This is a genomic window from Cupriavidus sp. CPT47-8839-RL05A (assembly GCF_058792255.1).
Genome location: NZ_JBYTEG010000001.1, coordinates 35,989 through 54,698 on the forward strand (window position 1 = coordinate 35,989; position 18,710 = coordinate 54,698).

Annotated in this window: 16 protein-coding genes and 1 tRNA gene; 14 read left to right on the forward strand and 3 right to left on the reverse strand. The window is 66.8% G+C overall.

Going from position 1 to position 18,710, the window contains the following annotated elements; all coding sequences use genetic code 11:
- Positions 1–239: 239 nt before the first annotated feature.
- The 14 genes from AC3WVS_RS00175 to mdcH all read left to right on the forward strand — a co-directional run bounded on the left by AC3WVS_RS00175 (position 240) and on the right by mdcH (position 15,743).
- Complete coding sequence (locus AC3WVS_RS00175) at positions 240–3,500, forward strand: AfsR/SARP family transcriptional regulator (protein WP_492316847.1); 3,261 nt, start codon at positions 240–242, stop codon at positions 3,498–3,500.
- A 120-nt stretch (positions 3,501–3,620) separates the two neighbouring features.
- Positions 3,621–5,006 carry an FAD-binding oxidoreductase gene (locus tag AC3WVS_RS00180; RefSeq protein ID WP_492316848.1) on the forward strand — a complete coding sequence of 462 codons (1,386 nt, stop codon included), beginning with the start codon at positions 3,621–3,623 and terminating at the stop codon, positions 5,004–5,006.
- A 207-nt stretch (positions 5,007–5,213) separates the two neighbouring features.
- Positions 5,214–5,567: a hypothetical protein gene (locus tag AC3WVS_RS00185; RefSeq protein ID WP_492316849.1), complete on the forward strand. Its 354-nt coding sequence runs from the start codon at positions 5,214–5,216 to the stop codon at positions 5,565–5,567.
- A 248-nt stretch (positions 5,568–5,815) separates the two neighbouring features.
- On the forward strand, positions 5,816–6,283 hold the full coding sequence (locus AC3WVS_RS00190) for a fumarate hydratase (RefSeq protein ID WP_492316850.1): 468 nt from the start codon (positions 5,816–5,818) through the stop codon (positions 6,281–6,283).
- Between the two features lie 118 nt (positions 6,284–6,401).
- Positions 6,402–6,477 (forward strand) — tRNA-Ile (locus AC3WVS_RS00195).
- A gap of 585 nt (positions 6,478–7,062) precedes the next feature.
- On the forward strand, positions 7,063–8,466 hold the full coding sequence (locus AC3WVS_RS00200; RefSeq protein WP_492316851.1) for an SLC13 family permease: 1,404 nt from the start codon (positions 7,063–7,065) through the stop codon (positions 8,464–8,466).
- 97 nt (positions 8,467–8,563) lie between these two features.
- A complete protein-coding gene (locus AC3WVS_RS00205; RefSeq protein WP_492316852.1) occupies positions 8,564–9,481 on the forward strand; it encodes a LysR family transcriptional regulator in 918 nt (305 codons plus the stop codon).
- Between the two features lie 137 nt (positions 9,482–9,618).
- Complete coding sequence (gene mdcA / locus AC3WVS_RS00210; protein ID WP_492316853.1) at positions 9,619–11,277, forward strand: malonate decarboxylase subunit alpha; 1,659 nt, start codon at positions 9,619–9,621, stop codon at positions 11,275–11,277.
- The gene (locus AC3WVS_RS00215) at positions 11,277–12,218 is read left to right on the forward strand and encodes a triphosphoribosyl-dephospho-CoA synthase (protein WP_492316854.1); all 942 of its coding nucleotides are present in this window, start codon (positions 11,277–11,279) and stop codon (positions 12,216–12,218) included. Before mdcA ends, AC3WVS_RS00215 begins: the two co-directional genes overlap by 1 nt.
- A complete protein-coding gene (locus AC3WVS_RS00220) occupies positions 12,199–12,516 on the forward strand; it encodes a malonate decarboxylase subunit delta (protein WP_492316855.1) in 318 nt (105 codons plus the stop codon). Before AC3WVS_RS00215 ends, AC3WVS_RS00220 begins: the two co-directional genes overlap by 20 nt.
- A complete protein-coding gene (locus AC3WVS_RS00225) occupies positions 12,513–13,364 on the forward strand; it encodes a biotin-independent malonate decarboxylase subunit beta (protein WP_492316856.1) in 852 nt (283 codons plus the stop codon). The genes AC3WVS_RS00220 and AC3WVS_RS00225 overlap by 4 nt, the downstream gene beginning before the upstream one ends.
- Positions 13,361–14,197: a biotin-independent malonate decarboxylase subunit gamma gene (gene mdcE, locus AC3WVS_RS00230; RefSeq protein ID WP_492316857.1), complete on the forward strand. Its 837-nt coding sequence runs from the start codon at positions 13,361–13,363 to the stop codon at positions 14,195–14,197. Before AC3WVS_RS00225 ends, mdcE begins: the two co-directional genes overlap by 4 nt.
- Positions 14,185–14,829: a malonate decarboxylase holo-ACP synthase gene (locus tag AC3WVS_RS00235; protein ID WP_492316858.1), complete on the forward strand. Its 645-nt coding sequence runs from the start codon at positions 14,185–14,187 to the stop codon at positions 14,827–14,829. Before mdcE ends, AC3WVS_RS00235 begins: the two co-directional genes overlap by 13 nt.
- On the forward strand, positions 14,826–15,743 hold the full coding sequence (gene mdcH, locus AC3WVS_RS00240; protein WP_492316859.1) for a malonate decarboxylase subunit epsilon: 918 nt from the start codon (positions 14,826–14,828) through the stop codon (positions 15,741–15,743). Before AC3WVS_RS00235 ends, mdcH begins: the two co-directional genes overlap by 4 nt.
- Before the next feature lie 196 nt (positions 15,744–15,939).
- Here the strand turns inward: mdcH and AC3WVS_RS00245 are convergent, their stop codons facing one another.
- The 3 genes from AC3WVS_RS00245 to AC3WVS_RS00255 are packed head-to-tail and all read right to left on the reverse strand — an operon-like array spanning position 15,940 to position 18,708.
- The gene (locus AC3WVS_RS00245; protein WP_492316860.1) at positions 15,940–16,785 is read right to left on the reverse strand and encodes a phosphodiesterase; all 846 of its coding nucleotides are present in this window, start codon (positions 16,783–16,785) and stop codon (positions 15,940–15,942) included.
- Entirely contained in the window at positions 16,782–17,840 is a 1,059-nt protein-coding gene (locus tag AC3WVS_RS00250; RefSeq protein ID WP_492316861.1) for an ABC transporter ATP-binding protein, read from the reverse strand. The genes AC3WVS_RS00245 and AC3WVS_RS00250 overlap by 4 nt, the downstream gene beginning before the upstream one ends.
- On the reverse strand, positions 17,833–18,708 hold the full coding sequence (locus AC3WVS_RS00255; protein ID WP_492316862.1) for an ABC transporter permease: 876 nt from the start codon (positions 18,706–18,708) through the stop codon (positions 17,833–17,835). The genes AC3WVS_RS00250 and AC3WVS_RS00255 overlap by 8 nt, the downstream gene beginning before the upstream one ends.
- Positions 18,709–18,710 lie beyond the last annotated feature (2 nt).

Here is an 18,710-nt window from a genome sequence, read left to right on the forward strand (position 1 = left end):
GAGCCCATGGGCTTAGACTGATGACGGACGCATCCGAGGTCTTCGGCTAGGACCTAGCGGGAAAGGGAGTGACTGCTCGTCGATGTTGGCCGGATGGGACGCGCCAACGCGAGTATAGTCATGAATTGCGCTCGCGCGGGCTTGCGTGTTGGAGAGTTCCCGCACGAGCGCTAGCGCAGTGCGCACCGCACGCTGCCTACAGGAGCTCCCCATCGCATTGTGCCGCATTGCGCTCCAGCATGACTTCGCAGGCCCGCTTCTCCGTCCGTTTGTTTGGCGAGTTCCAGCTCGACGGCGCTGGCGCGCCCCTGTTTAACGCAAACTCCCCCCGCTTGCAGGCGCTGCTCGCCTGCCTTGTCCTGCATCGCGACGCACCGCAGACGCGGCAGCAGCTCGCCGTACTGTTCTGGCCTGATTCCTCGCAGGCGCAGGCGCGCAATGCCCTGCGCCAACTGCTGTTTCAGCTGCGCAAGACCTGGCCGGAGGCAGATCAGTTTGTCCATGCCGATGCGCAAACGGTGCGATGGCTGCCCGATTCGCCGCTTGACCTCGATGTAGCGCAGTTCCAGTCCGCGCTTGCGGCTGCGGCCAGGGCCTCGAGGCACGGCGACGCAGGCGCTGAAGAAGCGCTGCTGACGCATGCCGCCGATCTCTATCGCGGTGACCTGCTGGCCAACTGCTATGACGAGTGGATCCACCCTGAGCGCGAAAGGTTGCGCGAACAGTGCATCACGGCGCTCGCGCGCCTCGGTCAACTGAGTGAAGACCGGCGCGACTATGCAAAGGCGTTGAAGTACACACTGCAGTTGCAGCGGCTCGACCCGTGCCGCGAACCCACCTGCCTGGCGCTGATGCGCCTGCACGCGCTGAACCACGATCACGCATCGGCCATGCGCGCCTATCGTAGCTGTGTGGAAACGCTCGCGCGCGAATTGGGCGTCCTGCCCGGCGACCCCATGCGCGAGGCCTATGCGCGGTTGGCTGCGCAGGCTGCGTCAATGCAGCGCCAACGCCCTCGGGATGCGATGCTGCCAATGATTGGCCGGCATGGCGAATGGCGCCGGCTGCTTGAAGTCTGGCAGCGTACCCAGCTGGGCGACAAGCAGTTTGTCCTGATCCTGGGCGAAGCCGGCATCGGCAAATCGCGCCTGGCGGAGGAACTGCTGGTCCATCTGGCCGAGCAAGGCATCACCGTGGCGCATTCGCGCGCCTATGCGGCCGAGGGACGGCTCGCGTTTGCACCGGTGACTGGCTGGCTGCGCAGCCCTGCCCTGAGTGGTGCGATCGGCAAGCTCGACAAACTGTGGCTGACCGAGGTCACGCGCCTGTTGCCGGAATTCCTCACGCAGCAATCCGGACTGTCGCCGCCGTCGCCTCTTACCGAATACTGGCAACGCCAACGGTTTTTCGAGGCGCTTGCGCGAGCGGTGCTTGCACAAGGCGGGCCGCTGCTACTGCTGCTCGACGACCTGCAATGGTGCGACGGCGAGACGCTCGAATGGCTGCGCTTCCTGATGCGTTTCGACGCGGCGGCAAGGCTTATGGTGGTCGCAACGGCGCGCCCCGAGGAAATCATGCCGCTGCACGCGGCGAACCGGCTGCTGGACGCACTACGCCGCGACGACCAGTTCATCGAGATCTCATTGGGGACACTGGACGCCGCCGAAACGGCAAAGATAGCGGCCCAGATCCTGGACCGGCCGCTGGCCGACACGGAGGCAACCCGGCTGTTCGAAGAGAGCGAGGGTAACCCGCTGTTTGCGGTCGAAATGATGCGGGCCCGCTCCGACACCATGCCGGTCGGGGACGCACAGGGCGGCATGGCGTCGAAGTTGCCGCCCAAGGTTTACACCATCATTTCGAACCGGCTGGCACAGCTTCCTCCGGGCGCCCGCGAAATCGTCGGGGTTGCTGCAATCATTGGACGGGCGTTCACGACCGACATCCTCGCCCAGGCAGGCGACCTCGGCGAGGATGCCCTGGCAGGCGCGCTGGACGAGTTGTGGCAGCGGCGCATCGTGCGCCAGACCGACGGTGGCGGCCTGGCGTTTGACTTCAGCCATGACAAGATCCGCGACGTGGCATACGCCGACGTGAGTCCGCTACAGCGCCGCCGCCTGCATTTGCGCGTGGCGCGAGCGCTCGAGCAGGCGTCAGGCGATGCGCCCGACGCGGCAAGCGCGCAGATCGCCTCGCACTATGAGCGGGCGGGCCTGCCAGCCCAGGCGGCGGCGTTCTATCGGCGCGCGGCCGGCGTTGCGCAGAGTGTGTATGCCTATGACGATGCCATTGCATTGCTGACGCGCGGGCTGGTGCAAGCGGACCGGATTGCCGATCCGCAGGAGCGCGCCAGTCAATCGCTGGCCCTGCAACTCGACCTGGCGCCACCGATTCGCATCGCCCGAGGCTGGGCGGCCCCCGAACTGGAGGCGCCGCTGCGACGCGCGGTGGAACTGAGCCGGCTGGCGGGTGACGCCAGTCAGCAAGCACGCGCCCAGGTCAGCCTTTCATTTTTCCTGGTAGTGAGGGCGGAACTTGCACAGGCACGTAGCCTGAGCGAGGAACTGATTGCGGGATTGGGGCCGCTGGGCTCCGGTACTTACTCGGTGATGGCATGGACCAGCGTCATGGGTAGTCTGGTCCAGCAAGGCGACTGGATGGCTGCCGAGCCCGCGTATCAACGCGCGCACCGCGCTTATGACGAGGCCCAGCACGCCGAGCATGCGTCCCTGATGGGCGGTAACTTCGGCGTGCTGGCCGCCGCGTGGTCGGCGCACGCATTGTGGTTCAGGGGGCTTGCCGATCAGGCCCTTCAGCGTGGACGCGAAGCGCTGGAGGTGGCGAACCGGGTAGCACACCCGTTCTCCCAGGCGCTCGCGCTGTCATATCTCGCGACGCAGCATGCGCTGCGACATGAGCACGGTCTCACGCTGCACTATGCCCGCCAGGCACACGAGATCGCCGAACAGTACCACGTAGGCTACTACCTTGCCTGGGCCGGCATACTGCTCGCCTGGGCGAACGCGAAACAGGCGCCCGGCGCCGACGCCGTGGTGGCGGTGCAGGGGGCGATCGAGGGCTTTCACGCAACGGGCGCACGCCTGCGTCTGCCGCTGTATCTGGCCATGCTCGCTGAATGCCAGGGCGACGTAGGAGAGACCGAGGCTGCGTTGGCGGCTTTGGGCCAGGCGCTCGAATGCGCCGGGCGCACTGGCGAGCACTGGGTGGACGCCGAGCTGTACGGTCTGCGCGGTGAATTGCTGCTACGCAGCAGCGCCAACCTCGCCGAAGCCGAGTCATCGCTGATCAAGGCGATCGAGATCGCCACAGCCCAGCACGCGCTACCGCTTGAGCTGCGTGCCACCCTGTCGTTGACAACGCTGCGAACCTCGCAGGGGCGCGGCAATGCGCATGAGGTGGTCGAGGCGCCGCTTGCGCGATTCACCGAGGGCTTCGATCAGCCCGACATCGTCAAGGCGCGGGCGTTACTCGCGCGTTAGCTTCGGCTCGACCACTGCGCGCCGATCGGGAGGCAGAATCCCTTTGTAACGGTTCACCTAACGCTTTCAAAACGCCGAGGTTGCTAAAACTCCTGCATACCAACCGGACAGGAGGCAACCATGGAAGCTTCATTGAGCGAACCCGTCGCAACCGCACTCAAGGCGCATTTTCGGGGACAACTGATTCAGCCGGGCGACGCGGCTTACGACCAGGCGCGTGCCGTCTACAACGGAATGATCGACAAGCGACCTGCGATCATCGCGCGCTGCGTCGATGTTGCGGACGTCATCGCGGCGGTGAACGCCGCGCGCGACGGCGGGATGCTGCTGGCCGTGCGTGGCGGCGCGCACAATGGCGCCGGGCTCGGCACATGCGATGGTGGACTGGTGATCGACCTGTCGACCATGAAGGGCGTGTTTGTCGATGCCGGACGCAAGACACTGCGGGTTGGCGGTGGCTGCACCTGGGGCGATGTGGATCACGCCGCCAGTGCCTACGGGCTGGCGACGCCGAGTGGCTTCATCTCGACCACCGGCGTGGGCGGACTGACGCTCGGCGGCGGCATCGGCTACCTCAGCCGCGCCTACGGCCTGACGATCGACAATCTGCTCAGCGCCGAGGTCGTTCTGGCCGACGGGCGCATCGTCACAGCAAGCGAGGACGAAAACGCCGACCTGTTCTGGGCGTTGCGCGGCGGCGGTGGCAACTTCGGCGTGGTGACGTCGTTCGAGTTCAAGGCTCATCCCGTAGCCACGGTCTATGGCGGCCCGATGCTGTGGCCGATGGAGCAGGCCCGCGAGCTGATGAAATGGTGGCGCGACTTCATCCTGAGCGCGCCGCAGGACATCAATGGCTGGTTCGGTTTCGTCACGGTGCCGCCCGCAGCGCCCTTCCCGGAGGAAGTTCACCTGCAGAAGATGTGCGCAGTGGTGTGGTGCTACACCGGCCCGCTCGACCAGGCCGAAACGCATTTCCGTCCGATTCGCGAGGCCATGCCGCCGGCGGTGGACTTTGCCGGGCCAATACCCTGGCCTGTCCTGCAGGGCCTGTTCGACGGACTGTATCCGGCGGGCTTGCAGTGGTACTGGAAAGCCGACTTCGTCAGCGACCTGAGCGACAAGGCCATCGATCTGCACATCAAGTACGCGCAGCAGTTGCCGTCGATGCACTCGACCATGCACCTGTATCCGATCAATGGTGCAGCGCATCGCGCCGGCTGCGACGACACGGCCTTCAGCTACCGCGATGCCAACTTTGCCAGCGTGATTGTCGGCGTGGATCCCGACCCGGCCAACAACGATCGCATCGTGCAGTGGGCGAAGGACTACTGGCTGGCCCTGCATCCGCACTCTGCTGGCGGCGGCTACATCAACATGATGATGGACGAGGGCAATGACAACGTGAAGGCGTCCTATCGCGACAACTATGCGCGGCTGGCGGAGATCAAGCGCAAATACGACCCGGCCAACCTGTTCCGCGTGAATCAGAACATCAGGCCCGCCTGACGCACCACGCTTGCGACATGGGGCGCAGGTACCCCTTTCCAGAAGTCCGGCGCGACGCCGCTGCCACGTCGGATGGCAGCCGGTTCACGCCAGGCAACGGCTTGCACGGCAGAGGCGATCCCGTGCGGGCCGTACCGTTCCGTAGCTGATCGCCTGCACGAGGAGTGCCGTCGCGGCAACGCCGCCGACACCCTGTTGGAGATAGCAATGCATAAGACTCTTGCCAAGACCCTGCTTGCCGCTGCCGCACTTGCCGCCGGGCTCAGCCAGACCGCCCACGCCGGTGCCTATACCGATGGGCTGATCGTCGCCGCGCCGGGACACAGCGGCCAGCGCGACGCCTTTACCGATGGCGCGCACAGTCCGTCCACCGAGGCCACCATGCTGCCCGTGGTCGCGTATCAGGGCAGGTCCGTGTGCGCGGTCCGTGGCTTTGATCCGTACCTGGACGGCATGCGCAAGCCTGACCCTTACACCGATGGCGCCCGCATCAGCTCGCGCGATGGCTTCACCGACGGTGCGCGCAGCGATGCGCGCGACAGCGGGGAATGCTTGTCCTGAGCAGGGCAGGGCAACGGGGCGGTTGGTCTGGGCCTGCTCCGTTGTCCAGGCGCGGGAAAATGCGCCATGACTTGGCCTTGCCCCGATATGACGCAACCCTGCCGTCAGGCAACCGAGTCCCGATCGACAGGGGGGTAGTCAAATCGCATTGCAATGTTCGGTGCTTTGCCATTTGGGGGAAACGTATTATGTAACGCCACTCGTGCGGTTATACTCCGCGCTTCACTCACAACTATGAATAACCAAACATGGTCGCAACAACTAAAACGACACGGGTAAGTGCAACTGCCAAGGGCAAACCTGCCGCAAAGAAGGTGGCCGTGCCGACGAAAAAGGCCAGCGTGCTTGCCCGCGAGGCACAGGCAGCGAAGAAGCGCTTGCTGAAGCTGCGCGCCGACACGAAGAAGGCAATTGAAGCGGCAAAGCGCGAGGTTGCCCAGGCAGCGGAAGCCGCAAAGGCCGCGGCCCGCTTTGAAAAGCAAGCCGCAAAGGACAAGCTCTTGGCAAAGAAGGCCAAGGCTGCAGGCGCCAAGAAGGCGACGGGCAATAAAGCTGCCGTAACGAAAGCAGTCGCGAAAAAGGCCGCGCCCGCTACTAAGGGCAAGGTCGCCGCGAAAGCAGGCCCGAAGGCGGTCGCAGTGAAATCCGTGACGAAAAAACGGGCTTCGGCGAAGAAAGTGGTTCCGGCTGTAGCGTCGCCTGAAGCGTCGGCGTGATCCTTGCCTCGGCAGGTAACGCGATGTCGCCAACCAGCCGATTGATGCAAGATGGGGGTACTGCTGAGAAAAGCTGAGGCCGACGAACCTTGTGCTGACGGCTTTACCCCTTCCAATTGGGCCTCTAGCTCATGCCTGGTTAGCGCAGCGGACTCATAATCCGTTGGTGCCGTGTTCAACTCACGGGAGGCCCACTATTCACCACCAGCCTGGCAAAACTCCGTCCCTCATGTCGCGTGGATCGCCGGCGGGTAAAGTGAGCCCAGATTGAAGAGGCCCGCGCGAATGAGGTCGCAAGCGTGATCGAGCAAATTCGCGGCTTGATGACCCAGTGTGGTTCCTCACCCCCGCATACGCGGGGGACCGCCTTAAATCCATTGGTCGTTCTCGACAGTCCGCTCGCACGTCACGTCGTCGCCTGGGTTCACCACACCTCGTGGCTCGACCCGCAGCAGCTTTCACCTCTGCGTTTGCACAGGGCTTTTGCCCGACTCGCCCTCCCGATGCTATTCCGGTCTCCGTAAGGATTGCCCCCGCACCTTAATTGATGCTCATTGTCCGCCACCTTATTCTTGGCTCAAAAGCAAGACTCAAAAATGGCGCCGACTTGAAGTATTCAAGCGAGGCCATATCCACCAAGGAGACGCATGTGACGGCCTACCCCTTCCACACCTTGCCGTAGCGGCGCATCACCTTCGGCAGTTCCCGCCGAGAACCAATCCCACGTCATTCCTACCAAGCGATGGGCGCCCCGGCGCGCCTGCCGCGACGGAGCCGCTATGTCGCAACACCTGATTTCCATTTCTGTCCTGGGGCTGATGTTCGTCATCGCCACGGTCCTGCCCATCAACATGGGCGCGCTGGCCTTTGTCGGCGCATTCCTGGTCGGCACGCTGGTTGCCGCCATGCCGGCCAAGGTTATCCTGGCCGGATTCCCCGCCGACCTGTTCCTGACGCTGGTCGGCATCACATACCTGTTCGCAGTGACGCAGAACAATGGCACCATCGACTGGCTGGTGAGGCTTGCGGTACGCGCCGTGGGCGGCCGGATCGCGGCGATCCCGTGGATCATGTTCATGATCGCGGCGGTGCTGACCTCGGTCGGCGCGGTCAGCCCGGCAGCGGTCGCAATCATCGCGCCGATCGCGCTGGGGTTCGCCGCGCGCTACGGCATCAACCCGCTGCTGATGGGCCTGATGGTGATCCACGGTGCCCAGGGCGGCGGCTTCTCGCCGATCAGCATCTATGGCGGCATCACCAACAAGATCGTGCAGAAGGCGGGGCTGCCGCTGAACGAGATGGCGACGGCCTTTGCCAGCCTGGGTGTCAACCTTGCCGTGGCCGCGGGACTGTTCGTCGCATTCGGCGGCCTGCGCCTGATGCGGCAAGCGGCGCCGGCGGTGGCGCCGCAGGCGGTCGCCGACGGTGTGCTGGCCATGGGCCATCCCTTCGGCGCCCACGCCGTGCCGGCACAGGGCGCGCAGATCTATGGCGATGCCGAGGCCGAGGCCGGCATGGAAGAGCGGAAGACGAGGGCGCGCGACCGCGGATCGATGCTCGAGGGCGATGCCGCCGGCACCGCCGCGGCGCCGGCCGGACTCTACCAGTACCTGACCGTGGCCGGCCTGGTGGCACTGGCCGTCCTCACGCTCTACTTCAAGCTCGATATCGGCTTCGTTTCGCTGACCATCGCGCTGGTGCTCACGCTGATGGCACCGGAGCTGCAGAAGCGCGCGCTGGGCCAGGTGTCGTGGCCCGAGATCATGCTGATCGTCGGCGTCAGCACCTTTGTGGGCGTGATGGACAAGATGGGCACGATCGATTTCGTCGGCCATAGCGTGGCCCACCTGACCTCGCCGCTGATGGCGGCGCTGCTGCTGTGCTTTGTGGGTGCGGTGGTGTCGGCGTTTGCCTCGTCGACCGCGGTGCTGGGCTCGCTGATCCCGCTTGCCGTGCCGTTCCTGCAGCAAGGCTCCGACGTCAGCGCGATCGGCTTTATCGCGGCGATGGCGGTGTCCTCGACGATCGTGGACGTAAGCCCGTTTTCGACCAATGGTGCGCTGGTACTGGCCAACGCCCAGGGCGTGGACCGGCAGGCTTTCTTCCGCAAGCTGATGATCTATGGGGCGCTGGTGACCGTGACCGCGCCGGTTGTGCTGTGGTTTATCTTTGTCGTGCTCTGAGTTCCGGTCGCGATGGCTCGGCCAAGCCTGCTAATCATGCGAACTGGCCGCCACGCGGCTAAGATGGGAGGCCGCCCCCACACCCGAGCCCAGAACCATGAGAATCCGCATTGGCGAAGAGATCACCTTCCGCAAACTCGAAGCCCTGCTGGCGTTCATGGAATCCGGCAACCTGGCCAAGGCGGCCGAGATCCTGGACACCAGCACGGTCAGCGTGCACCGTGCGCTGCACTCGCTGGAAGAGGGCACGAGCTGCGCGCTGTTCCGGCATGAGGGCCGCAACCTGATCCCGACCGATGCGGCCTATGTGCTGGCGGATACGGCAAGAGAAGTGCTCAAGGCCATGGCCGACGGCATCCGCGCCACGCGCGAGGCCGCCGGCTTTTCGGCCGACCAGCTCAAGATCGGCTCGCTCTACTCGCTGACGGTCCAGACCGTGCCCAGGATCGTGATCGGGCTGAAGCTGCGGCGCCCGGAATTGCAGACTGAACTGGTGCTGGGCTCCAATGCGGACCTTCTGCACAAACTCAAGCAGGGCTCTATCGATGCCACCTTGATGGCCGTGCCCGAGCCCGACCCGGAGATCGAGTCGATCCCGCTGTTCGAGGACGATATCTTCTTTGCGGCGCCTGCCGACTCGCCCTACGCCTCCATGCCGGCGGTCGACCTGCGAGCCTGCCGCGACGAGCCGTTCGTGGCGTTGAGCGAGGGCTTCGTCACCTATCACGGCTTTGTCGAGGCCTTCCGTATTGCCCAATTCACGCCAAATGTGGTGATGAAAGTCGGCGATATCTTTTCACTGATGAACCTGGTGGGCGGTGGCATCGGCTACACGCTTCTGCCAGGGCGGGTAAAAGGAGTGTATTCGCGCAACGTGGCGTTCGTGCCACTGGCCGGCGAATACGACATCAAGCAGACCATCGGCCTGAGCTTCCTGCGCCGGCGCGAGCGCGATCCCAACCTGCTGGCGCTGGCCGCGGTGTGCCGCATGGCCATGCGCGACGCGGAGCCATAAGACGCCGAGGCTGGGTCCGGCCGCGCTTCAGGCCTTGCTTCCGGCCAGCGTAATGGTTCTCCGCCCAACGTGATTGTTCGGTGGGCACCGCCTGTTTTAAGGTGGGCACATCAGACAGACGTCAGCCCGGAGATGCGATGACCACCACCAGCACAGGCCGCCAATGGAACACCCGCAGGGAAGCCAAGGCGCGCCGCAAGCAGAACGCCGCCGCCATTGCCCAGGGCAAGCTGGTGCCGACCAGCGATATTGTGCCCTTCCTGGAGGCAGTGCTGCTTTCGGGCGACCGCGTGGTGCTGGAGGGCAACAACCAGAAACAGGCCGACTTTCTGTCGCGCTCGCTGGCACAGGTCGATCCCGCGCGTGTGAATGCACTCCACATGATCATCCCGAGCGTCAGCCGGGTGGAACACCTGGACCTGTTCGAGCGTGGCATCGCGCGCAAGCTGGATTTCTCGTACGCCGGCGCGCAGAGCATCCGCATCTCGCAGTTCCTGGAGGACGGCCAGCTCGAAGTGGGCGCGATCCACACCTATATCGAGCTTTATGCGCGGCTGTATGTGGACCTGGTCCCCAACGTCGTCCTGATCGCCGGCTACAAGGCCGATCGCGAGGGCAATCTCTACACTGGCCCCAGCACCGAGGACACGCCGGCACTGGTAGAGGCCGCGGCCTTCCGCGACGGGCTGGTCATTGCGCAAGTCAACGAGATCGTCGACAACCCCGCCGGCCTGCCGCGCGTGGACGTGCCCGGCTCCTGGATCGACTACGTGGTGCAGGCCGACAAGCCATTCTTCTGCGAGCCACTGTTTACCCGCGACCCCCGCCTGATCAAGCCGGTCCACGTGCTGATGGCAATGATGGCGATCCGGGGCATCTACGAGCGCCACCAGGTGCAGTCGCTCAACCATGGCATCGGCTTCAACACCGCGGCCATCGAGCTGATCCTGCCCACCTACGGCGAGTCGCTGGGGCTGAAGGGCAAGATCTGCAAGTACTGGACGCTCAACCCGCACCCGACGCTGATCCCCGCTATCGAGACCGGCTGGGTCGAGAGCGTGCACAGCTTTGGCAGCGAACTGGGCATGGAGGCCTATGTCGCCGCGCGCCCGGATGTCTTCTTCACAGGTGCGGACGGTTCGATGCGTTCCAACCGGGCCTTCTGCCAGCTTGCCGGCCAGTATGCGGTGGACCTCTTCATCGGCTCGACCTTGCAGATCGACGGCGACGGCCACTCGTCCACCGTGACGCGCGGGCGGCTGTCGGGCTTTGGCGGCGCGCCCAACATGGGCCACCAGCCCGGCGGGCGGCGGCACCCGACGCCAGCCTGGCTTGACCTGATCGAAACCGACGATCCGCTCGCGCGCGGCCGCAAGCTGGTGGTGCAGATGGTCGAGACCTTCCAGGCGGGCGGCAAGCCCACCTTCGTGGAATCGATGGACGCGGTCGACGTCGCGCGCGAAAGCGGCATGCCGCTCGCCCCGGTGATGATCTACGGCGACGACGTTACCCACGTGCTGACCGAGGAAGGCATCGCCTACCTGTACAAGGCGCAATCGCTGGAAGAGCGGCGCCGGATGATTGCCGCAGTGGCGGGCGTCACGCCGATCGGCATGACGCATGACCCCGCCACGACGCGCCGGATGCGCAGCGACGGCCTCATCGCGCTGCCCGAAGACCTGGGCGTGCAGCGCAGCCAGGCCACGCGCAGCTTGCTGGCGGCCAAGAGCATGGCCGAACTGGTGGACTGGTCCGGCGGGCTGTACGCGCCGCCCGCCCGCTTCCGGAGCTGGTAATGGCGAGCGCAGCAGCAAGGATCCCGCACACGCCGGCGCAGCACCGGCACCAGCCGGTGGCCGCTCCCCGCGCCCAGGCACTCGCTGGCCTTGCGGTCAGCGCGATCGTGGAAGAAGCACGGCTGTCGCCCAAGCCTGGCCTGGTCGACAGCCGTGGCAGCGGCGCACATGCCGACCTGACATTGCCGCTGATGCTGCGCTCGGCGCAGTCGCTGGGCCCGTCGTTCGCGGCCATGGCCGATGCCGGCCTGCAGGCGCCGCGCGTCGGATATGGGCTGCGCGAGCAACTGGGCGCGCTCGGCCGCGAGGCCGAGGCGGTGATGCTGTCCGCCACCGGCGGTGTCAATACGCATCGCGGCGCGATCTGGTGCATCGGCTTGCTGGTCGGCGCCGCGGGACAGCTCGGCGCGGCCGGGCAGCGCGCCAGTGCCGCGGCGATCAGTGCCACGGCGGGTGCCATCGCCGCGCTGCCCGACCGCCACCGGCCGGTGGTTACCGGCAACAAGGGCGAACTCGCCTGCCTGGCGTACGGCGTTGGCGGTGCGCGGGCCCAGGCACGGGCAGGGTTCCCGCACGTGATGCGGCTGGCGCTGCCGGCCCTGCAACGCAGCCGCGCGCGCGGCGACACCGAATCCACGGCACGTCTCAATGCGCTGCTGGCGTTGATGAGCGAGCTGGACGATACCTGCGTGCTGGCGAGGTCGGGGCGCAAGGGCCTGGACTACATGCAGGCCGGCGCCAAGGCGGTGCTCGCCGCCGGTGGCGCGGGCACGGTGGTGGGACGGCGGCAGCTGCGCAACCTGGACACCGGCATGCTGGCGCAGCGCGCCTCGCCGGGCGGCGCGGCGGACTTGCTGGCCGCGACGATCTTCCTCGACCGGCTGTCGCAGGACTCGATGGGCAACAATTCAGGGGACTTTGATGGAACAACTACGATTTGAATTTCCGGCGGGGCAGCCTGCCAGGGCGCGCGTGCTGGTGGGCGTGGTGGGGTCGGGCGACCTCGAGGTTCTGGTCGAGCCCGGCAGCGGCGGCGTGACCACGGTTGAGGTCACCACCTCGGTCAATGGCTATGGCCGTGTCTGGGATGCGCAGCTCGCGCGCGTCTTTGCCGCCGAGCCGCGCGCGTCGATGCAGATCCGCATCCACGATTTTGGCGCCACGCCGGGCGTGGTCGGCATGCGCCTGGCGGAGGCCTTCGAGGTGCTGGGCGACCCGCAACCAGGAGAGGGCGCATGAACACGGCGGAACTGCTGGCGCGCAACAGCTTTATCGAACTGGGGGCACGCGAGCGCGCGCGTGCGCTGCTGGACCCGGGCACCTTCCGCGAACTGGCGGGCCCGTTCGACGGCCTGCAGTCGCCATGGCTGCCGCCCCAGGGTGTGGTGCCGCAGAGCGATGACGGCGTGGTGGTCGCCAAGGGGCGCATCGACGGGATGCCGGTGGTGGTGCTGGCCATCGAAGGCGCCTTCCAGGGGGGCAGCATGGGCGAAGTCGGCGGCGCCAAGATTGCCGGCGCACTCGAGCTGGCCGCCGAGGACAACCGCCGCGGCGAACCGACGCGCGCAGTGCTGCTGCTGGAAACCGGCGGCGTGCGCCTGCAAGAAGCCAATCTCGGCCTGGCCGCGATTGCCGAGATCCATGCGGCCATCGTCGACCTGCGCCGCTACCAGCCGGTAGTCGGCGTGATCGCCGGGCAGGTGGGCTGCTTCGGCGGCATGTCGATTGCCGCGGGCCTGTGTACCGCGCTGGTGATGACGCAGGAAGGGCGCCTCGGCCTGAACGGCCCGGCCGTGATCGAGCAGGAGGCGGGCATCGCCGAGTACGACTCGCGTGACCGGCCCTTTATCTGGAGCTTTACCGGCGGCACGCAGCGCGTTGCCACCGGCTTCGCCGATGCGTATGTCGATGACGATTGCGACGCGATGCGCAGGCAGGTCGCAGAACTGTTGCGCGGCCCGGTCGAGGGAAGCTATCGCAGTGAGCAATACGCCCAATATCTGGCCGCACTGCAGGCGTACGACGCCAGTGCGCAGCCCACGCCGGCTGATGTGCAGGCGTTGTTGCAACGGGGGACCGACGCATGAACTCACCAACCCAAACCGCTATCGCGCGCGAACCCAGCCGTGGTGAACGCTGGCTGCAGGCACTGGCGCCCGCGGCGCAGGTCCAGCCGGGTCTGCCAGACTCAGTGCTGGTTGCCGACGGCGAACTGGCGGGGACCGCGGTTCGCTGGATCGCCCTGGTGCCTGACGCCGACAGCCGCTTTCCGCGGGCACGTCATGGCGAGGCCGGTCTGCTCGAAGGCTGGTCGCTGGCGCGCGCGGTGCGCGAAGCGATCGAAGCGGACCGCGAATTGCCGGTCAGGCGCGCCATCGTGGCGATCGTCGATACCCCCAGCCAGGCGTACGGCCGGCGCGAAGAAGCGCTCGGCATCCACCAGGCGCTGGCTGGCGCTGTCGCTGCCTATGCCGAGGCGCGGCTGGCCGGCCATCCGGTGGTGGCGCTGATCGTCGGGCGTGCCATGTCGGGAGCCTTCCTCGCGCACGGCTACCAGGCCAACCGCATCATCGCGCTCAATGACGAGGGCGTGCTGGTGCATGCGATGGGCAAGGAGGCCGCCGCCAGGGTCACCATGCGCACAGTCGAGGACCTCGAGGCGCTGGCGTCGACGGTGCCGCCGATGGCCTACGACATCGAAAACTTCGCCACGCTGGGCATCCTGTGGCGGCTGATCGACGTCGAGTCGGCCAGCGCCCCGGTGCCGGCCGATGTGCACCTGGCGCGCGACACCATCCTTTCCGCGCTGGCGGAGATCCGACGCGACCCGACCCACGGACTGTCCGGCCGGCTGGCGGGCGCAAACCGCAAGGCGTCGGCTGCAGTGCGTGACTGCCTGTCGCGGCAATGGCAAGCCTGAACACTGCGACGCCCGCGCCACACGACCTGGTCTGGCTGGGCGATCCGGCCAGCGACCTGGGCCGCGACGGCTTGCCGGAATGGGTCTGCCTGCCAGCGCTGCGCGAGATCCCGCTGGTCGTGCGGCGCGACGGCCGCCGGCCTGGCGCAGTCCCCGTCGGCTTGCGCGGCGGTACGCGCGCGGAACGCTTCGGCACCTGGATCACGCCCGCGGCGATCCGCAAGATCGTCACGCCGATGGACCTGGCCGCGCAGCGTGCCTGGCGGCGGCCGGAGCTGGCGACCCTGCCGGCAATCCTCGCGCTCGAGGCCATCGCCGACTGGCTCGACGCCGCCGGTATCCGGTGGGGCGTGACTGGCAGCGCCGGCTTCTCGCTCGCCTGTCTGCACAACGTGCTGCGTGCCGACAGCGACCTTGACCTCGTCGTGCAGGCCGCACAACCGCTCCCGGCCCCGCATCTGGACCTGCTGGCCGAGCTGCAGCGCGCCGCGCCGGCCAGGCTCGATATACAGGTCGCGACCCCGTTTGGTGGCTTCTCGCTGCTGGAACGCCTGCGCAGCGGCGGCAGGGTGCTGCTGAAGACGGATCACGGCCCGCGGCTGTGCGACGATCCCTGGCAACCCACGGCATGAATGTCCTGCTTACTTTCCCCGGCCAGGGCGCGCAGCGGCCCGGCATGCTGAAGGACCTGCCCGCGCATCCCGCGGTGGCCGCGGTGCTGGCCGAGGCGCAAGACGTGCTGCAGGTGCCGGCGGCGGAGATGGATACGCCGACACGCCTGCAGTCCACGGTATGGACCCAGCTTTGCCTGCTGACGGCAGGCGTGGCCATGGCGCGCTGCCTGGTCGCGCATGACGCCCGCGCCGACGCGGTGGCCGGCCTCTCCATCGGCGCCTATGCGGCGGCGGTGACCGCAGGTGTGCTGGCCTTTGCCGATGCGTTGCGACTAGTGCGCTTGCGCGGGGAGTTGATGGCGCAGGCCTTTCCGCATGGCTATGGCATGACGGCGATCCTCGGCCTGGACCGGAACCGGCTCGAACCGCTGGTGGCGCAGGTCTGCACGCCGCAGCAGCCGGTGTACCTGGCCAATTTCAACGCCCCCACGCAGATTGTGATCGCGGGCAAGCTGTCGGCGCTGGCGGAAGTGTCGACGCTGGCGCTAGCGGCTGGCGCGCAGGCCGCCAGGCCGGTCGCCATCCACGTCCCGTCGCACTGTCCGCTGCTGGCAGACGCCGCGCGCTCCCTGGGCGAAGCCATGCAGGGGGTGGCGATGTCGGCGCCTACGTTGCGCTACTTCAGTGCGAGCAAGGCGCGCGAACTGCGCGATCCACGCAAGATCGCTGAGGATCTCGCGCAGAACATGGCGACGCCGGTGCGCTGGCATGAAGCCATGCTGCTGGCCCGAGCCAATGGCGCCAGGCTGGTGGTGGAGGCGCCTCCGGGTGATGTGCTGACACGGCTGGCGCAACCGGTGTTTGCAGATGGCATCGCAATGGCCTGTGACAGAACCCGCGTCGATTCGATCGTGGCGATCATGCGTCGTTGATTCTCCGTTTGGCAATAGCGGATCTGCAAAGCAGCAAACCACCTCGGTGAGGAGTCTCCGCGGTGGAATCATCGCGGATGACTCCACCTGCAAGCTGGGACATGGCGCAAGCGGTTGCGACGCATGGCTTCGCCATTCGTGTACTTTTGCAAGGCCATCACCTGGCGCTTACGAACAACCTGCCAGAGCGTCACCGCTAGTCGATCAGCTTGCCCTGCGCGTCAAAGAACGGATGCGCTGCCCCATAGTCCCCGATCGCTGCCGCATGCGTCACGAGTCCGTGTGCCGGATGCCACCAGTGCAGCAGGTAGCCCGGCGGCTCCATGCGAAAGCACGAGGGCGCCTGCGGGTCCAGGTCCAGCGCCACCTGGTGCGCCGGCCCGGGCGCGGTGATCGCGACCGTGCCACCGAAGCGGCGCGTGATGTGCCGATGCAGATGGCCGCACAGCACGCGTTCCACTTGCGGGTGGCGGCGCACGATGGCTTCGAGCGCGTCGGCGTTGGCCAGGCCCTGCTCGTCCATGTGGCCGATGCCGGTAAAGAACGGCGGATGGTGCAGCAACAGCAGGGTGGGGCGGGCCGGGTCGGCAGACAGTGCGGCTTCCAGCCATGGCAGCGCGCCGGGATCGACGTGCCCGCCGGGCTGGCCCGGCACGGTGCAGTCGAAGGCCACCAGCCGCAGCGGGCCCGCGTCGATGCTGTAGTGCACCGGGTCTTCGCCGCTGCCGGTGGCAAACAGGTAGTCGTGATCGGCAAAGACCCGGCGTAGCGCGCCGCGGCTGTCGTGATTCCCCGGCAGCAGCCGCACGGGCATGGGTAGCCGCTGCAGGATCTGGCGCAGGAACTGGTATTCGCTTTCGGCGCCGAAGTCGACCAGGTCGCCGGTGACAATCACTGCGTCGGGTTGTTGCGGGGCTGCCAGCAGGGCGTCGATGCAGCGGTGCAGCGCGCCGGCGGTGTCAACCAGCCGGTACGACAGCTTGCCGCCGGCCTTGATGTGGAGGTCGGTGATGTGGGCGACCAGGTAGGGGGCGGTGTTCATGCTGCCAGGGCTTCGGGAAGTGTGATGAGGTGGCCGGTGTCGATGCGCAGGCCGACGCGGTCTCCGGCGTGCCAGTTGTCGCGGCGCGTGGTGTCGACGATGAGCGGCGCGGCGGCGCCGACTTCCACCAGCAGGCGCGTGCAGTTGCCCAGGAACAGGGCCGTGACCACGCTACCGTGCAGATGGGCGTTGTCCATGTGCACCAGCGCCACGTCTTCGGGGCGGAACATCAGGTCGGCGCGCTGCGCCGGCGCGGATTCGTGCGTCCGGGGCACGACGCCGCCAGGCACGCGCCAGGCGCCGTTCTCGGCAGCGGCGGGCAGGCGGTTCATGGTGCCGATGAAATCCGCCACGAAGGCATTGGCCGGGGCGCGGTAGATATCCTGCGGCGTGCCCGTCTGGGCGATGCGGCCCTTGTCCATTACGATGATGCGGTCGCCCAGCGCCATGGCCTCGGCCTGGTCATGCGTGACATAGACGGCGGTGATGCCCAGGTTGCGCAGCAACTGGTTGATGTCGGCGCGCAGGGCGTCGCGCAGCTTGGCGTCGAGCGCGGTCAGCGGCTCGTCCAGCAGTAGCACGCGCGGCTGCACGGCAATGGCGCGTGCCAGCGCCACGCGCTGGCGCTGGCCGCCCGAGAGCTGGTCCACGCGGCGGTCGGCGAAGGGTTCGAGATGCATCATCGCGAGCATGTCGGCGACCCGCGTGCGGCGCGTGGCGGCGTCCACGCGCCGCACGCGCAGCCCGTAGCCGATGTTCTCGGAGACGGTCATATTGGGGAACAGCGCGTAGCTCTGGAACACCATGCCCACGCCGCGCTGCTCGATCGGCAGCGCGGTCACGCAGGTATCGCCGAACCAGACTTCGCCGCCTGCATCGGGATACTCCAGCCCGGCGATGATGCGCAGCGTGGTGGTTTTGCCGCAGCCGGACGGGCCTAGCAGTACCACGGTTTCCGCGGCGCCGATGTCGAGATCCAGCGGCTGCAGCGCCAGCGTGCCGTCGGCAAACGTCTTGCCGCAATCGCGCAGCCTGATGGTGGTGGGTTCATGCATGACGGGTCTCGGTATGAGGGTTGGCCGGCGTGGCGGCAACAGCAGGGGCGGGCACCGCTTCGGGAACGTACTTGCGGGAACGCGCGCCCAGCGCGCTGAGCGCCTGCATCAGCACCAGCAGCGGAATGATCATGACGAAGAAGACGATGGTGTAGGCCGAGCCGATCTCCAGCCGCATCGAGGCATAGCTGTCGGCCAGGCCCACAGGCAACGTCTGGGTGGTGGGCGTGTGCAGCATCCAGGTGAGGTTGAATTCGCCCACCGACAGCGTGACCACCATGAGCGCGCCGGCCAGGATGCCCTGGCGGCAATTGGGCAGCACCACGGTAAAGAAACGCTGCAGGCGGCTGGCGCCAAGGCTGGCCGCCGCGTCTTCGAGCGTGCGGATATCGATGGCGGCAAGGATGGCCAGCACCGAACGCACCATAAAGGGCAGGGTGAACAGCACATGGCCGATCAGGATAAACAGCCAGCTCGTGCGCAGGGCCTGCCAGGTGCCGTAGAGCAGGATCAGGCCAAGCGCGGTCGCGAGGCCCGGAACGGCCACGGGCAGCATCAGCAGTTCCTCGATCAGCCGGGTGATGCGGTTGCGCCGCAGCGCCATGTAGTACGCGGCCGGCACGCCCAGCACCAGCGTGCAGGCAAGGCAGGCCAGCGCGATCAGCAGCGACAGGAAGATGGTATTGCGATAGAGCGACCAGACTTCCGCGAGCCAGCGCGTGGTCAGGCCGCTTTCCAGGCCGATGAAGATATTGTTGGTCAGGCCAGCCAGCACGGAGAGCACGACCGGCACGGTCATGAAGGCGCAGACTGCCAGTGTGAGCGCCAGTTGCAGCCAGTAGCCGGGGCGGCGATGGGTTGGGGTCATGG

Bases quoted from the DNA above. Each gene is read 5' to 3' on its own strand.
- AC3WVS_RS00175 (WP_492316847.1), top strand. From the start codon at position 240: ATGACTTCGCAGGCCCGCTTCTCCGTCCGTTTGTTTGGCGAGTTCCAG.
- AC3WVS_RS00180 (WP_492316848.1), top strand. From the start codon at position 3,621: ATGGAAGCTTCATTGAGCGAACCCGTCGCAACCGCACTCAAGGCGCAT.
- AC3WVS_RS00185 (WP_492316849.1), top strand. From the start codon at position 5,214: ATGCATAAGACTCTTGCCAAGACCCTGCTTGCCGCTGCCGCACTTGCC.
- AC3WVS_RS00190 (WP_492316850.1), top strand. From the start codon at position 5,816: ATGGTCGCAACAACTAAAACGACACGGGTAAGTGCAACTGCCAAGGGC.
- AC3WVS_RS00200 (WP_492316851.1), top strand. From the start codon at position 7,063: ATGTCGCAACACCTGATTTCCATTTCTGTCCTGGGGCTGATGTTCGTC.
- AC3WVS_RS00205 (WP_492316852.1), top strand. From the start codon at position 8,564: ATGAGAATCCGCATTGGCGAAGAGATCACCTTCCGCAAACTCGAAGCC.
- mdcA (WP_492316853.1), top strand. From the start codon at position 9,619: ATGACCACCACCAGCACAGGCCGCCAATGGAACACCCGCAGGGAAGCC.
- AC3WVS_RS00215 (WP_492316854.1), top strand. From the start codon at position 11,277: ATGGCGAGCGCAGCAGCAAGGATCCCGCACACGCCGGCGCAGCACCGG.
- AC3WVS_RS00220 (WP_492316855.1), top strand. From the start codon at position 12,199: ATGGAACAACTACGATTTGAATTTCCGGCGGGGCAGCCTGCCAGGGCG.
- AC3WVS_RS00225 (WP_492316856.1), top strand. From the start codon at position 12,513: ATGAACACGGCGGAACTGCTGGCGCGCAACAGCTTTATCGAACTGGGG.
- mdcE (WP_492316857.1), top strand. From the start codon at position 13,361: ATGAACTCACCAACCCAAACCGCTATCGCGCGCGAACCCAGCCGTGGT.
- AC3WVS_RS00235 (WP_492316858.1), top strand. From the start codon at position 14,185: ATGGCAAGCCTGAACACTGCGACGCCCGCGCCACACGACCTGGTCTGG.
- mdcH (WP_492316859.1), top strand. From the start codon at position 14,826: ATGAATGTCCTGCTTACTTTCCCCGGCCAGGGCGCGCAGCGGCCCGGC.
- AC3WVS_RS00245 (WP_492316860.1), bottom strand. From the start codon at position 16,785: ATGAACACCGCCCCCTACCTGGTCGCCCACATCACCGACCTCCACATC.
- AC3WVS_RS00250 (WP_492316861.1), bottom strand. From the start codon at position 17,840: ATGCATGAACCCACCACCATCAGGCTGCGCGATTGCGGCAAGACGTTT.
- AC3WVS_RS00255 (WP_492316862.1), bottom strand. From the start codon at position 18,708: ATGACCCCAACCCATCGCCGCCCCGGCTACTGGCTGCAACTGGCGCTC.